The organism is Rhodococcus sp. 06-462-5, assembly GCF_002258315.1.
Lineage (GTDB): Bacteria > Actinomycetota > Actinomycetes > Mycobacteriales > Mycobacteriaceae > Rhodococcoides.
In genome coordinates this window covers 1-14,029 of record NZ_NOYD01000039.1, presented here as the reverse complement: position 1 = coordinate 14,029, position 14,029 = coordinate 1, and the positions used below count along the sequence as shown (strand labels likewise).

General features: G+C 64.5%; 16 protein-coding genes and 1 pseudogene. 9 read left to right on the top strand and 8 right to left on the bottom strand.

Annotated elements, in window-relative coordinates; genetic code table 11:
• The first annotated feature begins 31 nt into the window (after positions 1-31).
• Both CH251_RS19155 and CH251_RS19150 read left to right on the top strand, forming a co-directional pair.
• On the top strand, positions 32-583 hold the full coding sequence (locus CH251_RS19155; RefSeq protein WP_094614564.1) for a YceI family protein: 552 nt from the start codon (positions 32-34) through the stop codon (positions 581-583).
• A gap of 38 nt (positions 584-621) precedes the next feature.
• On the top strand, positions 622-1,353 hold the full coding sequence (locus tag CH251_RS19150) for an SIMPL domain-containing protein (protein ID WP_256979178.1): 732 nt from the start codon (positions 622-624) through the stop codon (positions 1,351-1,353).
• On the opposite strand, the gene CH251_RS19145 is transcribed toward CH251_RS19150, so the two are convergent.
• The 5 genes from CH251_RS19145 to CH251_RS19125 all read right to left on the bottom strand — a co-directional run bounded on the left by CH251_RS19145 (position 1,350) and on the right by CH251_RS19125 (position 6,165).
• Positions 1,350-2,459 carry a CaiB/BaiF CoA-transferase family protein gene (locus CH251_RS19145; RefSeq protein ID WP_094614563.1) on the bottom strand — a complete coding sequence of 370 codons (1,110 nt, stop codon included), beginning with the start codon at positions 2,457-2,459 and terminating at the stop codon, positions 1,350-1,352. The genes CH251_RS19150 and CH251_RS19145 overlap by 4 nt on opposite strands.
• Positions 2,460-2,490: 31 nt before the next feature.
• Positions 2,491-3,132: a TetR/AcrR family transcriptional regulator gene (locus CH251_RS19140; protein ID WP_032395380.1), complete on the bottom strand. Its 642-nt coding sequence runs from the start codon at positions 3,130-3,132 to the stop codon at positions 2,491-2,493.
• A 53-nt stretch (positions 3,133-3,185) separates the two neighbouring features.
• A complete protein-coding gene (locus CH251_RS19135; protein ID WP_094614562.1) occupies positions 3,186-4,553 on the bottom strand; it encodes a lipase family protein in 1,368 nt (455 codons plus the stop codon).
• 256 nt (positions 4,554-4,809) lie between these two features.
• On the bottom strand, positions 4,810-5,691 hold the full coding sequence (locus tag CH251_RS19130) for a dioxygenase (protein ID WP_094614561.1): 882 nt from the start codon (positions 5,689-5,691) through the stop codon (positions 4,810-4,812).
• A gap of 60 nt (positions 5,692-5,751) precedes the next feature.
• On the bottom strand, positions 5,752-6,165 hold the full coding sequence (locus tag CH251_RS19125) for a hypothetical protein (protein ID WP_094614560.1): 414 nt from the start codon (positions 6,163-6,165) through the stop codon (positions 5,752-5,754).
• Positions 6,166-6,290: 125 nt separating this feature from the next.
• On the opposite strand from CH251_RS19125, the gene CH251_RS19120 reads away from it, so the two are divergent.
• Positions 6,291-6,692 carry a hypothetical protein gene (locus CH251_RS19120; RefSeq protein WP_094614559.1) on the top strand — a complete coding sequence of 134 codons (402 nt, stop codon included), beginning with the start codon at positions 6,291-6,293 and terminating at the stop codon, positions 6,690-6,692.
• Here the strand turns inward: CH251_RS19120 and CH251_RS19115 are convergent.
• Complete coding sequence (locus CH251_RS19115; RefSeq protein ID WP_094614558.1) at positions 6,664-6,873, bottom strand: hypothetical protein; 210 nt, start codon at positions 6,871-6,873, stop codon at positions 6,664-6,666. The two genes, CH251_RS19120 and CH251_RS19115, sit on opposite strands and share 29 nt — an antisense overlap.
• A 49-nt stretch (positions 6,874-6,922) precedes the next feature.
• Between CH251_RS19115 and CH251_RS19110 the strand changes: the two genes are divergently transcribed.
• From CH251_RS19110 to fahA, 4 genes are all read left to right on the top strand, one after another.
• Positions 6,923-7,495 (top strand): MarR family winged helix-turn-helix transcriptional regulator, encoded by a 573-nt coding sequence (locus CH251_RS19110; RefSeq protein ID WP_082073887.1) that lies wholly within the window; start codon positions 6,923-6,925, stop codon positions 7,493-7,495.
• Positions 7,496-7,567: 72 nt separating this feature from the next.
• Complete coding sequence (locus CH251_RS19105; protein WP_094614557.1) at positions 7,568-8,761, top strand: homogentisate 1,2-dioxygenase; 1,194 nt, start codon at positions 7,568-7,570, stop codon at positions 8,759-8,761.
• On the top strand, positions 8,758-9,546 hold the full coding sequence (locus tag CH251_RS19100) for a hypothetical protein (RefSeq protein WP_179273477.1): 789 nt from the start codon (positions 8,758-8,760) through the stop codon (positions 9,544-9,546). The genes CH251_RS19105 and CH251_RS19100 overlap by 4 nt, the downstream gene beginning before the upstream one ends.
• A 32-nt stretch (positions 9,547-9,578) precedes the next feature.
• On the top strand, positions 9,579-10,745 hold the full coding sequence (fahA, locus tag CH251_RS19095; protein WP_094614556.1) for a fumarylacetoacetase: 1,167 nt from the start codon (positions 9,579-9,581) through the stop codon (positions 10,743-10,745).
• 7 nt (positions 10,746-10,752) lie between these two features.
• On the opposite strand, the gene CH251_RS19090 is transcribed toward fahA, so the two are convergent.
• Together CH251_RS19090 and CH251_RS19085 are read right to left on the bottom strand one after the other, a co-directional pair.
• On the bottom strand, positions 10,753-11,412 hold the full coding sequence (locus tag CH251_RS19090; protein ID WP_256979177.1) for an IclR family transcriptional regulator: 660 nt from the start codon (positions 11,410-11,412) through the stop codon (positions 10,753-10,755).
• A 94-nt stretch (positions 11,413-11,506) separates the two neighbouring features.
• Positions 11,507-12,046: a gamma carbonic anhydrase family protein gene (locus tag CH251_RS19085; protein ID WP_256979176.1), complete on the bottom strand. Its 540-nt coding sequence runs from the start codon at positions 12,044-12,046 to the stop codon at positions 11,507-11,509.
• A gap of 174 nt (positions 12,047-12,220) precedes the next feature.
• On the opposite strand from CH251_RS19085, the gene CH251_RS19080 reads away from it, so the two are divergent.
• Together CH251_RS19080 and CH251_RS19075 are read left to right on the top strand one after the other, a co-directional pair.
• Positions 12,221-13,444, top strand: a complete 1,224-nt coding sequence (locus CH251_RS19080; RefSeq protein ID WP_094614555.1) for a CaiB/BaiF CoA-transferase family protein — start codon at positions 12,221-12,223, stop codon at positions 13,442-13,444.
• A 1-nt stretch (position 13,445) separates the two neighbouring features.
• Positions 13,446-14,029: pseudogene (locus CH251_RS19075) on the top strand (hydroxymethylglutaryl-CoA lyase); the annotation flags it as partial.

Here is a 14,029-nt window from a genome sequence, read left to right as displayed (position 1 = left end):
GTCGGTTCTGCGGGACCGATACAGTCGGGGGATGAGTACCGAGACCTGGACGCTCGACGCATCCGACGGCGGGCAGTTGGCTGTTCGTACGGATGTCGCAGGAAGGGCATCCAAGATGGGGCATCGCCTCACGATCGCGATGACCTCCTGGGCTGCGACAGTCGAGTGGGCCGGGGACGCACCCACCGCTGTCACCCTGACCGCCGAGGTGAGTTCACTCGACGTGGTCCACGGCGAGGGTGGACTGACACCGTTGATCGGACCGGAGAAGATCGTCGCGAAAGCCAACGCGCTCAAGAGTTTCGACGCCGACCGATATCCAACGATTCGTTTCCACTCGACCGAGATCACCACCGTCGACTCCGGATTTCAGCTGGCGGGCACGGCCGAGATACACGGCGTGTCGAGGGAGATCAACGTGGATGTCGACGTCACCGACCTCGGCGATCGGTGGCATATCGAATCCGAAACCACTGTGCGTCAGTCGGATTACAAGATCACCCCGTATTCGCAGATGTTCGGAGCCATGAAGGTGGTGGACGAGGTCACCGTGACGTTCGATGCCGAGTGTCGCAAGCCCTGAGCCTTTCCAATTCACCTGCAATGGTGGACACTACGGCGGTGAGTCGAAACAGATGGATGGTCGGATCCTGCGCATCGGCCCTGATGCTGGCCGTAGCCCTGACTGCGGGCTGCAGCAGTCCAGCGACCACGTCCCCCGATGGACCTCCCGGGGTGAACGTCAACGGCGTCGGAGAAGTCCAGGGCGCACCGGATACGTTGACAACCCAGATCGGCGTTCAGGCCACGGCCGAGGACGTCACCGCCGCGATCGAACAGGCGAATGCTGCGGTCACCGAAGTGACGGACGCGGTCATCGCGGCCGGCGTCGCTCGTGAGGACATCCAGACTCAACAGGTCTCGATCGATCCGCAGTACTCCGGCGCACTGCCGGGCGGTACCTCGGCCATCTCCGGATACCAGGCCACCAACACCTTGCAGGTGACGGTTCGCGACCTGTCGAAGGCGTCCGCGGTCCTGGGCGACGCCACATCGGCCGGCGGCAACGCGACCCGCATCTCCGGGGTCTCGTTCAAGATCGACGACGATTCCGAGCTGATCTCCGATGCCCGGTCCAGGGCGTTCGCCGATGCCCGCGATCGCGCCGAGCAGTACGCGTCGCTCGCAGGCGGCGAACTCGGTGACGTTCTGTCGATCACCGAGTCGATCACCGGCCAGGAGCAGCCGAGGACCCTTGGCGAGTCCGCCAGTTCATTCGACACAGCGGTGCCCATCGAACCCGGTCAGCAGACGGTCAGTGTGTCAGTGTCGGTGAAGTGGGCGTTGAACTAGAACCCGGCGGGCGGTGGCAGGCGATAGTTCACCGGGGTGGCCGAGAAGTCCAGTGGGTTGCGGACGCCGTCGGCCACTGAACCCGGAACTTGTACGCGCGGTTCGAGCCCGAGCGATTCCGCGAACGCGAAGGCCTCCTCGAGGGAATTGACCGGTCCAGCAGGAACGTTGCGGTGCATCAGTTCTCGATACCACTCGTCCGCGGTGCGTGCACTCAACGCAGAGGTCAGAACGTCGACCAGCTCGTCTCGATGTTCCACGCGAGCAGAGTTGGACGAGAAGCGCTCGTCCGCGGCCAGTGCAGGGAATCCGAGAACCTCGACCAGGGCCGCGAATTGCCGGTCGTTGCCCACGGCCAATGCCAACGGTCGATCGGCGGTCTCGAACACCTCGTACGGCACGAGCGAGGGGTGCTTGTTACCCATCGGGACGGGCACGACGCCGGCCCCGAGATAGGCCGACGACTGGTTGCTCATTGCGGACAGCACCGACGCCATCAGTGAGGTGTGTATCTGCTGGCCTGCACCTGTGTTCGATCGATGATGCAGTGCCGCAAGAATTCCGCTGAGCGCATGGAGTCCGGTGACGATGTCGACCATCGCGACACCCACCTTGGTGGGCGTGGCGGCGTCCGGGCCGGTGACGCTCATCAGCCCTCCGACCGCCTGAACCACCAGGTCGTATCCCGGCAGCACTGCTCCCCCGCCGGTTCCGAAACCGGTGATCGAGCAGTAGATCAAACCGGGATTGCGCTGCGAGAGCGTCGAATAGCCCAATCCGAGTCGGTCCATCGCACCGGCGCGAAAGTTCTCGATCACGATGTCCGCGCCGGCGACGATCTCGCGTGCCTCGGCTACGCCGGTCTCGGACTGCAGGTCGATGAACCTCGACGTCTTGTTGCGGTTGACCGAGTTGAAATAGGTTGCCGTACCGGCAGAGTCGTACGGAGGACCCCATGATCGGGTGTCGTCTCCGATTCCGGGTCGCTCGATCTTGATCACCTCGGCACCCATGTCGCCGAGCATCATCGTCGCGTACGGGCCGGCGAGTACACGAGAGAAATCCGCGACCACGAGTCCTGCGAGTGGTCCGGTGGCAGCTGTCATCGGTCCACTGTATTGCGCGGCACCCCGCAGCTCAGTTCAGGTCGGGAACGAAGGCTCCCAGCACGGCGACCATCGTCTCCACGATGAGCTCGATGGGTGGCCGGGGCGGGGCGGTACGGGACCAATCGGAGACGATCTCGGTGAGAGCTCCGAGGAATGCTGTTGCAGCCAAACGATATCCACCTGGGGGAACGAAATCGGAACCGACTTCCGAGCGCAGAGTGTTCTCGAAGAATTCCACCCACTGTGCACGGCGGCGCGTCCGGTGCTGTTCGACGGCATCGCTGACACCCAGCATCTCCAGATACGAAATCCGCGCTCGCCGTGGGTCACCTCCGATCGATCCGACCAAGGCCGTCATCGCGGCGACGACCAGCGCGCGTCGATCTCGGTCGACTTGGCCGTCGAGTGCGGCGACGACTGCAGCCAGCGCGTCGTCTTGGATCAGGTCGTAGACATCCACGAGCAGCGCCTCACGGTTGGCGAACTCACTGTAGAACTGACTGCGCGCCAAACCGGCCGCGGTGCAGATATGGGCGACCGAGGTGGCTGCGTATCCGCGCACCCCGATGACCTCGATTCCGGCCTGTAGAAACCGTGCGCGTCGATCGGCTTTGCGCGCGGCGGACGATTGTCCGGCGTAGATGCGGCCCTGATCGTCGGCGACAGTCACCGGCGGAGTCTACCGCCGGTGACTCGTTCACGGCCCTGACGCCGATCGGCCCGTCACGCCCCGATCGGCTTGCCGAACAGTCCGGCGATTATCTCGCCGACGGCATCGACGAAGAGCGGGTGTGCACGCGTGTCCAGTGCCATCGAGCCGACATCGTTCGTTCGGCAACCCGGTTCCACAGGAACCCCGGCAAACCGGTCGCGCATCCACAACACCGCGCTCGGAAAGGCAATCAGCTCCAGAGTGATGTGCTCGCTGAAATGGTCACGGGTGTAGGTGACATCGGCGCCGGGACGGCTGCAGTACGAATCGACCATCGCGTTGACCGGCCCGATCGGCACCAGCCAATCCGGGTTCGAGTGGTAGACGTAGAGCGGCATGTTGGGGGTGGTGCCACCGAGTCGCATCGCGGACAGCGCCTTCTTCACCACGGGTTGTTGAATCGGGTCGCCGTCGGTATGCAGGAAACCCTTCAGGTTGACGAACGGCAGCAGCGCCGACGAGTAGCCGACACAGAGATTGTCCTTGGCCGCGAACAAAGTCCGGCCGAGCGGATCGATGTGCTGGTCGATGAAATCGGCCAACTCGGGATCTTCGCGACTGGCACCGATGATGCCGGCAGCGACGATGCCGGAGCCGAGGGCGTTGTTCGCGTTGTCGACCAGAGCCCCGAGTTCAGCCGGGGTTCCGCCCTCGGTGACGCCGACGATATCGAGCTCGGGCGCGTAGCTTCCGGCCAGCTCGGCTGCATGACCGGTGGCTATCGCGCCACCGGAGTAGCCGCTCATCCCCACCTTGGTGGCCTCCCCGGACAACTGCATCGGCGCGAAGTTCTCGGCCGCTCGGATGCCGTCGAGGGTGATCCGACCGGCGACCGGCCCCGCGGCGAACGAGTTGTTCGGACCTTGATGGTCGGGTACCGATACCGCCCAGCCCTGAGCCAACGCTGCCTGCACCTCGAGGAATTGAGCACCCGACGTCACTGCGCCCGTGACCGGCCAGGGAATCGCCCCCGCTCGCATCGCATACGAGGGCGCGCAGTAGGCGGCGAGAGAATCCTCGGCCAATTGGATGGATATCAGCGGGCGCGGTGCCGCGGGCACGCCACGGGGCTTGATGACCGTGGTCACCGCAGCTATCGGCTCGTCGCGTCCATTGTTGGACCGAAACGACAGCTGCCAGGCGTCGACCTGGGTGGGGATGACGTTGAGAGTGGCCAGTTCGACTTCCCGTGCAGCGATGATCTGGCCTGGCTCGGCCGCGGCCACCACGTCTGCGGGCGGAAGGTAGAAGTCGGTGTCGAACTCCGGAATCTTCGGCCACGTGAACGGTGCAAGAGGCGGCTGAATTTCCACCTCGGGCGAATCAGGTGCAGCAGCAGCGGGCGTCGTCATAGCGCCGAAAGCCGCTGCGGCGGTCATCACGCTGATCGCTGTACGTAGCGTCCAAGATCGGGCAGAAGACACGGGTGTACTCCTTCGCGCCGGAGGACGGGATCCATAGGAGGCGCGCCCGGCGACGTTCGTACAGCGCATCCGACCATCTTGGACACCGATGTCCGAGATGGTGCTGAGAACTGTAGAGCGAAGTGGCGTGGATAACAATCCCCGGCTCGAAAAGAATTCAGAAGTGAACCGATTCCAACTCCAACCGGTCGTGCCTGACCCTCCTACGACATCACGCGACCGCGAAGGACCTCTTCGCCAAACCGAATTGAAAGCCGGTGATGGCAGTGGTCACTGGTGCTTCCGGGTTCTCCGCGGCACCGAGGGTGACGAACAGCGGCGTGAAATGTTCGACGGTGGGGTGGGCGTACGGCATCCCCGGCGCAGCACTACGGAAGTCCGCCAGAGTTGCGACGTCACCGCGCGACAACGCGTCGGCCGCCCAGAGGTCGAAGTCCTCGGACCAGGTCGGCACAGTGTTGGTGGCGAAATTCTCCCGGGACAGGAACGGCAGACCGTGCGTCATGAACCCGGAACCGATCACCAAGACTCCCTCGGCGCGAAGTTCCTTCAACGCAGCGCCGATCGCCATCAGCCGGTCCGGGGCATGCGTCGGCAGGCTCAACTGCAGAACGGGAACATCGGCGTAGGGGTACATGACCTTCAGCGGAACCCAAGCTCCGTGGTCGAGGCCGCGGGAGTTGTGCTGATGCAGGTTCTCCGACGACGGAATGGCCGCGGCAACGCGTGCGGCCAGCGCCTCGGCGTCGGGCGTCCGATATTCCATCGAGTAGTAACGCTGAGCGAATCCACCGAAGTCGTAGACCAGCGGGGTTGCGGCACCCGAGGCGGACAGACTCAGCGGTGCCTCTTCCCAATGCGCGCTGACGATGAGGATCGCTTTCGGCTTGGGCATCGACTGCGACCAGGTGAACAGCTGGTCCATCCAGAGAGCGTCGTCGAAGACCGGGGGTGCGCCGTGGCTGATGTAGAGGGCGGGCATCGGTCCGTCGTTCGGGGTCCACAGTTTCTGCGACCGGCTCGCGGGCGCGGCATCGGCGAGAAATGCGTCGAACGCTGCGCCCGCGACCGGCGGGTTGATCACAGATGGCATGACGGGTCCTTCGAAGTGCTTAGGTTGAACCTTCAACTTAGCACTCGAAACCCCGATCGGCTACTCCACGACGACCCGGCCACCACCGGGCAGGTTGGGAGTGTCCGTTGTGATCGCAAGGTCGACGCGACCCGCTCCGGTGTCGAGAGTGATCGGCTCGGTCGATGGCCCACCCGCCGAACCGGCTCGGCCGTTGTCGATGTTCGTCCACACCACGGTCACGGGAACCGTGACCCCGGAAGCCGCGGACGAGCCCATGTCACCCGCGCCCGAAATCTTGCTCGAGGTCGTCACGGTGACTTTCCCTGCCTCGGCACCCGCCGTCGCCGTGGCCTCGACCGGCCCCGAACCGAAGCTGATGCCGTGTTGGAAGAACAAGAATGCCTGTACGGGCCGCAGCTCCGTGGTGGTCGCGGCCGATGCGGTGCCCGCCGACCCGAGCGTCAGGGCTCCCACGACCAACGGTGCCGCCACGAGGCGAGTGACTACTTTTCTCGAAAACACGATGCTCCCCATTTCGTCGAATTCGTTCGGCGTCCGAGAACATCGTGCAACAGACCGAGTGGTATGTAAACCCATCGGGTTCTAAACTCGGCGGTATGCCCGACGCCGTCTATCGCGCTCCCATGCCGGGCGGCGTCGAGCGTGCCCTCACCCTCGGACTCTGCGGAATGTCGGCCGACGACGAACGCTCGCTACGACGCGTCGAGCGCTTCGAACAGGTGCCGGACGGCTCGTGGATCTGGACGCGTACCGAGCGCGGCGAGTACTTTCTCGGCCGACTTTCCGGCCCACTACGTGAAGATCAGAGCGCCGATGCGGTGGCGTCGAACATGATCTTCGTGCGTGACTGCGAATGGACCGACGAGCCCGTTCCCGAACATCGGGTACCGGCCGCGACACTGCACACCTTCGCCCGTGGCGGGCGCAACTTTCAGCAGACACACGACCCGCAGGTCGCCGCGGAGTCGGCTAGCGCATGGCGAGCGCGAGGTCGCTGACCTGGGGATCGACCTGCACGACGGCGTAGCCCTGAATCTGGAACTTGTTCTCGCCCTCTGGCGGTCCGAGCACGGCGCGGACGATCAGCGTTGCGGCGGCAGCGACGAGTGCGATCACGATGACCACTGCAGCGACGATCAGCAGGGTCCGTGGGCCACCGAACAGGTTCTTCGAGCTCATGCGTCCATCATGACTCCTGCGGGACGAGGCACGTATCGCGCCCAGCGAAATGATAAAGGTGTTGATCAGATGGTTTCGTGGTTACAGTGAATCCGTGACCGACTCACCCGAGCCCGATTTCTGGTCGTTCATCGAGACCGCCAACAGCACGTTGGCCCGGAAGTACGGATTCGAGCATCAGCTGGCCACCGAGGTTCTACTGACGCTCAACCGGGCGTCGAACATCGTCACGTACGACCTGGAGTCGACGGTTCATCGCCCGCGAGGCTGGTCATGGTCGTCGTTCCGGCTGATGTTCGTCACATGGCTGGCGGGTCCGATCGAGCCGAAGCGGGCCGCCGAATTGACCGGTATGAGTCGCGCGACCGTATCGAACCTGTCCAAATCCCTGATCGCGGGCGGTTTGCTCGTCAGCACCCCCGACGAGTCCGACGGGCGTTCGGTTCGCCTCGCCCTCACCGATCGTGGTCACGCAGAGATGGTCGAGACGTTCGCCGAGCAGAACGAGCGGGAGAACGCGTGGGCCAGCGCGCTCACCGAGCCCGAGCAGCGGATTCTGGTGATGTTGTTGACCAAGCTGATCACCAATCGAAGCCAGTTCGACGTCCGAGGACGGAACTGAGGGTTGCGTAGATCACGTCAAACTAGTTAATGTATTTACTACATCCGGTGAACTCGACCCAGGAGCGACGACGTGGCCTATTACCGGCAGCTCGGATCGGTGCCGCCGAAGCGGCACACCCAGCATCGAACTCCAGAGGGCAACCTCTACTTCGAGGAACTGATGGGCGAAGAGGGCTTCTCCTCGGACTCGTCTCTCCTCTATCACCGCCACATTCCCTCGGCCATCGTCGATGCCACGGTCTGGGAGCTTCCCGATCAATCGACGACGCCGAACCATCCGCTGAAGCCGCGACACCTGACGTTGCACGAGCTGTTCCCGGACTCCGTCGTCGCCGACACCGACGTCGTCACCGGCCGGCGACTCGTCCTCGGTAACGCCGACGTCAGACTGTCCTATGTCGTCGCGTCGAAAACCTCACCGCTGTATCGCAATTCGATCGGTGACGAGATGGTGTATATCGAATCCGGTTTTGCTGCAGTGGAAACAGTATTCGGAACCCTCCAGGCACAGCAGGGTGACTACGTACTCATTCCGCGCTCGACGACGCACCGTTGGATTCCCGACGGCACCCTTCGCGCATACGCCATCGAGGCCAACAGTCACATCGCGCCACCGAAGCGCTTCCTGTCGAAGTTCGGCCAGCTGCTCGAGAACGCGCCCTACTGCGAGCGCGATCTGCACGGCCCCTCCGAGCCCCTGCTCGCGGAGGGAACCGACGTGGAAGTGCTTGTCAAACATCGTGGTTCGACGGGCATCGTCGGAACGCGCTACGTCTACCCGCAGCATCCGTTCGACGTGGTGGGGTGGGACGGGTGCCTGTACCCGTACACGTTCAACATCTCCGACTACGAGCCGATCACCGGCCGGGTGCATCAACCACCACCGGCGCACCAGGCGTTCGAGGGGGCCAACTTCGTGATCTGCAATTTCGTTCCGCGGAAGGTCGACTACCACCCGCTGGCGATTCCGGTGCCGTACTACCACTCCAACGTCGACTCGGACGAGATCATGTTCTACGTCGGCGGCGACTACGAAGCCCGTAGGGGCTCGGGGATCAGGCAGGGATCGATCTCGGTGCATCCGGGCGGTCACGCTCACGGACCGCAACCCGGTGCGTACGAACGCAGCATCGGTGCCGAGTTCTTCGACGAACTGGCCGTCATGGTCGATACGTTCCGCCCGCTCGAACTCGGCGAAGGTGCGCTTGCGTGCGAGGACACCGGCTATGCCTGGACGTGGGCCGGCCGGGGACCGAACCGATGATCCCGAAGTTCTTTCATCGTCTGTGCGACGACTCCGCTGTCTTCCCTCCCGGCAATGCGCCGCTCGATGTTGCTGTGGCACAACACCTCGAGTACCGGGCCAGCGCCTTCGCCGACCTGGTGGGACCGCTGGTCGTTCCCATGGACCGGGTGACCGAACTCGACCTGGGTACCCGGATGGAGGTGGCGTTGACCGCACCTGCCGGACCCGGCAGTGTCGAGGCCGGCCTACGCGCCGCCGACCGCACGGCCGGGGTGACCGTCGTGGCCATCGAAGTGGCAGTCCCCGACGGCACCGACATCGATGCCCTGCGCACCATCACTCAGGACATCGACATCTACGTCGAGATTCCCCGAGATGCCCGACGAGACGCCATCTTCGATGCTGTCGACGAGTTCGGGTATCGCGCCAAATTCAGAACCGGCGGCGTCACGGCCGGCCTGTACCCGGACGAGCAGGAGCTCGCCGCGTCCATCTACGAGGCCGCGCAGCGTGAGGTCCACTTCAAAGCCACCGCGGGCTTGCACCATGCGGCCCGTAACACCGACCCCGACAACGGGTTCGAGCAACACGGCTTCCTCAACGTGATCCTCGCGGCGCAGGCCGCCCACAGCGGCGCGCGAGTCGGCGAGCTCGAGAAGATACTGGCGATCCGGGATGCAGACGTCCTCGCCGGGCTCGTCGCCGGGATCGAGGGCCAACGCGCATTCGCCTCCTTCGGTACCTGCAGCGTCCGCGAACCCCTCGACGATCTCGTCGCCCTCGGCCTCGTGCCACCCCCGTGAGCCCCACCCCCCGTACATCAGGAGCGCCGTCCATGACGCACATCGACATCCCCGCCGATTCCCAGTTCGGAATCGACAACCTCCCCTATGGCATCTTCAGCACTCCCGGTACGGACGCACGTGTGGGAGTTCGCTACGGCGACACTGTGATCGATCTTTCCGTCGCTGTGGACGATCCCGATTTCGTCTCGCCCAGCCTCAATGCGTTCATGTCCCGTGGACGCACCCGGTGGGTGGAGGTGCGTACGTCCGTCACCGACATGCTCATCAGTGGCACCACCCCCACGGAAGCAATCGTGTCCGTTTCCGATGTCACGATGCACCTGCCGTTCGAGGTGGCCGACTACGTGGACTTCTACGCCTCCGAGCACCACGCGTCCAACCTGGGTCGACTCTTTCGCCCCGATGCCGAACCGCTGCTACCGAATTGGAAGCACCTGCCCGTTGCGTATCACGGTCGGGCCGGCACCGTTTTCGTCTCCGGTACCGACGTCAGGAGGCCGTGCGGTCAACGCAGGGCACCCGACGAGGCGTCGCCCACGTTCGGTCCGAGTCGGCGACTGGACATCGAGGCCGAGATGGGCTTCGTCGTCGGCGTTCCGTCCGACGGGCCCATACCGCCGGATCGGTTCTCCGAGCACGTGTTCGGTGCCGTCGTCGTCAACGACTGGTCGGCTCGCGACATCCAGGCCTGGGAGTACGTGCCGCTGGGGCCGAATCTCGGCAAGAGTTTCGCGACGTCCATCTCACCGTGGGTGGTTCCCCTGCTCGCGCTCGAACACGCGCGAACCTCGACGCCGGTTCAGGACCCGGAGCCGCTCGAGTACCTCCGCGAATCTCGTTCGTGGGCTTTGGACATCGACCTGACGGTCTCGTGGAACGGCCACGTCGTGTCCCACCCGCCCTACAGTGCGATGTACTGGTCGCCGGCGCAGATGCTGGCGCACGAGACCGTCAACGGCGCAACCAGCCGAACCGGTGACCTGTTCGCCTCGGGAACCATCTCCGGACCGGAGAAGAATCAACGCGGCGCCTTCATCGAATTGACCTGGGGTGGTAAGGAGCCGGTGTCACTCGGCGCGGAGAGTCGAACCTTCCTCGAGGACGGCGACGAGGTTGTCATTGCCGCCACCGCCCCGGGGCCGAACGGCTCGCGCATCGGCTTCGGTGACGTCCGGGGCCGCGTCGCGCCGGCCTGAACGACTGCTACCACTCGGATCGCACGAGCAGAGATTTCTCGATCTCCAGTGCAGCGTCGCGCACGGCCTGCCCCCACAGCAGGCCGGCCGACGTCGCCACCCTCTCGATCGGACCCGCGACACAGACGGCGGCGACGATGCGCTCGTCTCGGCGGACCGGTGCGCTCACCGAGGTCAGCCCCGGGGTTCGCTCCGACGCCGATTCCCACCACCCGCGGGTCCGACGCTCGGCGTCGGCGTCGAGGTCGCCTGCCAACACGTGACCGGCTGACCCCGCTCCGAGCGGAAGTAGCGCCCCCACGGGCAAGGACGCCCGGAGTTCGTGCTCTGAATCCTCCGACACCAGGCACAACCGATGCGATCCCCGTAGTACCCACAACTGCGCGGATTCTCCGGTCTCCTGCCGCAGACGCCTGAGAATCGGCACGGCGAGTCCGCCGAGAGTGGACGTACCGAAGCGATCACCGGGATGAACAAGACCGTCGTTGTCCCGGCGCAGCATCGAGTACCGCACCATCTCGCCGACCAGCCGATAGACCGTCGATGCAGACAGACCCAGCATCTTGGCGAGGTCGCCGGTGGTCCGCGGACACGCCTCGACGGCGTTGAGAATCGCCGCGGCCCGAGCCAGAACCCCGGTGGTGGTGTCGGCGCTACCGTCCGTCACTGCTGTCGACCTCCGTTTTCGATTCCCGCACCGCACCGGCGGCCTGGCCGACACTGACTACGCAGCATAGGTGTCGGACCGATCCGCGACGCGGTCAGCAGCGCCGAGCACCACGGTGGACTCCGGCCAAGGTGCGGTAGGTGAGCGCGTTGGCCGTACAGTGCTCGACCTCCTCGTCGGTCAATTCCCGCCGAACTTTGGCGGGGACACCCGCCACCAACGATCTGGGCGGAATACGAACGCCTTCGGTCACCAGCGCGCCCGCAGCAACGAGGCAGTTCTCTCCCACCACTGCGCCGTTCATGATGACGGCAGCCATGCCGACCAATGTTCCGTCGCCGACGGTGCAACCATGCAAGACGGCATTGTGTCCCACACTCACGTTCGCCCCGATCGTGAGCGGATAGCCCGGATCCACATGTGCGACAACACCATCCTGAATATTGGACCCACCGCCGATCGTGATCTCCTCGGAGTCGGCGCGGAGAACGGCCCGATACCAGACGCTGCTGTCCGGCCCCAGATTCACTCGTCCGACGAGCGCCGCAGTGGGGGCGACCCACGCGGACGCGTCGACGTTCGGAGATCCGCATTCGAGCGCGAGCAGCATCGACCCTGAGCTCGTGTCGGTCATGACTTCCTGTTTCCTTCCATCGGTACAGCTGTTTCGGGAATCCACGTCACAGTGCTTGTCATTAGTGATCCAGCACACTATGGTCATTCCTACCAGAAGATAATGTGTTTATCAAATAATGATAATCAACGTCTTCACTCGGACCTACCACCCAAATGCAGGGAGTGACCACCGGTGTCCACCACTACCGAGAACGGCCCATTGCACGGAATCCGTGTGATCGAGCTGGGCAATTTCATCGCCGCACCGTTCGCCAGTCGCCTTTTCGCCGACTTCGGTGCCGAAGTCATCAAGATCGAACGCCCCGGCGTCGGCGACGAACTCCGCGGCTGGCGTCGAAGCCGCGGAGACACCTCCATGATGTTTCGGACCATTGCCCGCAACAAACATTCTGTGACCCTCGACCTTCGAACCGACGACGGCCGCGATCTGGCGCTGCACCTGGTCGAAAGCGCCGATGTCGTCGTCGAGAACTTTCGACCCGGCACGCTAGAGCGGTGGGGTCTCGGGCCCGATCGTCTGCAGGCGGTCAATCCCGACGTCGTCCTGGTGCGAATCTCGGGCTACGGTCAAACCGGCCCGCATCGCGATCGCGCGGGATTCGGGGGTGTCGCAGAGGCTTTCGGCGGACTTCGCCACGTCACCGGGCACGCAGATCGCGACCCGGTACGCCCGGCCGCACCCATCGGAGACGTCCTGGCCGGACTCCACGGAGCTGTCGGTGCTCTGGTGATGCTGCTCGCTCGAGAACGCAGCGGAGTTCATTCTCGGCCCAAGGTCGCCGACGTCGCACTCTACGAGGCAGTGTTCATGGCCATGGAGTCACTGGTCCCGGACTTCGACGCATACGGCACCGTCCGCCAGCGCACAGCAGGCAATCTTCCCGGCGTGGTTCCCAGCGGGATCTATCCATCCCAGGACGGCAGCGTCATGATCGCCGGTAACTCGAGCAGCGTGTTCGGACGGCTCATGACCGCAGTCGGCCGAGCAGACCTGGCCGCGGATCCCGACTTGGCCGACGGCGACAGGAGATTTCAGCGCGAGGCCGAGCTCGACGAAGCGATCTCGTCGTGGACATCGGCGCGCCCCACATCGGTGGTCGTCGACGAACTCGGTGCTGCAGGCGTTCCCGTCGGAGAAGTATTCGACGCAGGCCAGATCGCCGAGGACGAGCACTTCGTCGCCCGCGGCATGGTGCAGCCTCTGAAAGTCTCGGTGGAACAGGGCAGCACCGAGGAAGTGCGCTTTCCCGGAGTGGTTCCGCGCTTCGGCGACACCGCCACGGCCGTCAAGTGGGCGGGCCCGGATCTGGGCGAGCACACCGACGATGTCCTCGGCCGCACACTCGGTCTCACCGAGGAGCAGCTCGACGATCTCCGCGCCAGGAAGGTGATCTGAGATGCCGCGCGTACACATCACCGACGTCTATCTCCGTGACGGTTTGCAGGACGAGAAGTGCATCGCCCCCACCGCGGACAAGCTTGCCGTACTCGACGCCACCCTCGCGTCGGGCATCACGTCCCTCGAGATCGCGTCGTTCGTCTCTGCCACCCGAGTTCCGCAGATGGCCGATGCCGAGGAGGTCGTGAAACGCGCACCCCGCCGAGGCGGAACCCGTTACAGTGCATTGACTTTGAACAGTCGTGGCGTGCACCGGGCTGCGGAGACGGACATCGACGTGATCCAGATCGTCACGTCCGCCAGCGAGGGCCACAGCCGCGCCAACGCCGGCCGCTCGCCCGACGACGCCTTGCGCGACCTGAGTTCTGCGGTCGCACTGCACCCAGACCGCACGTTCATCGGCGGAGTCAGCACCGCATTCGTGTGCCCGTTCGACGGCGTCATCACGTCCGAGCGCCTCGTCGAGGTGTGTGAACGGATGGCCGACACCGGTCAATACCTGATCGGTGGTGGCGATCCCCAGGGTATCGGCCAGACCGAGGCTCGAAACACCGGTGTCGGCCATCCGTTCACACACCTCGA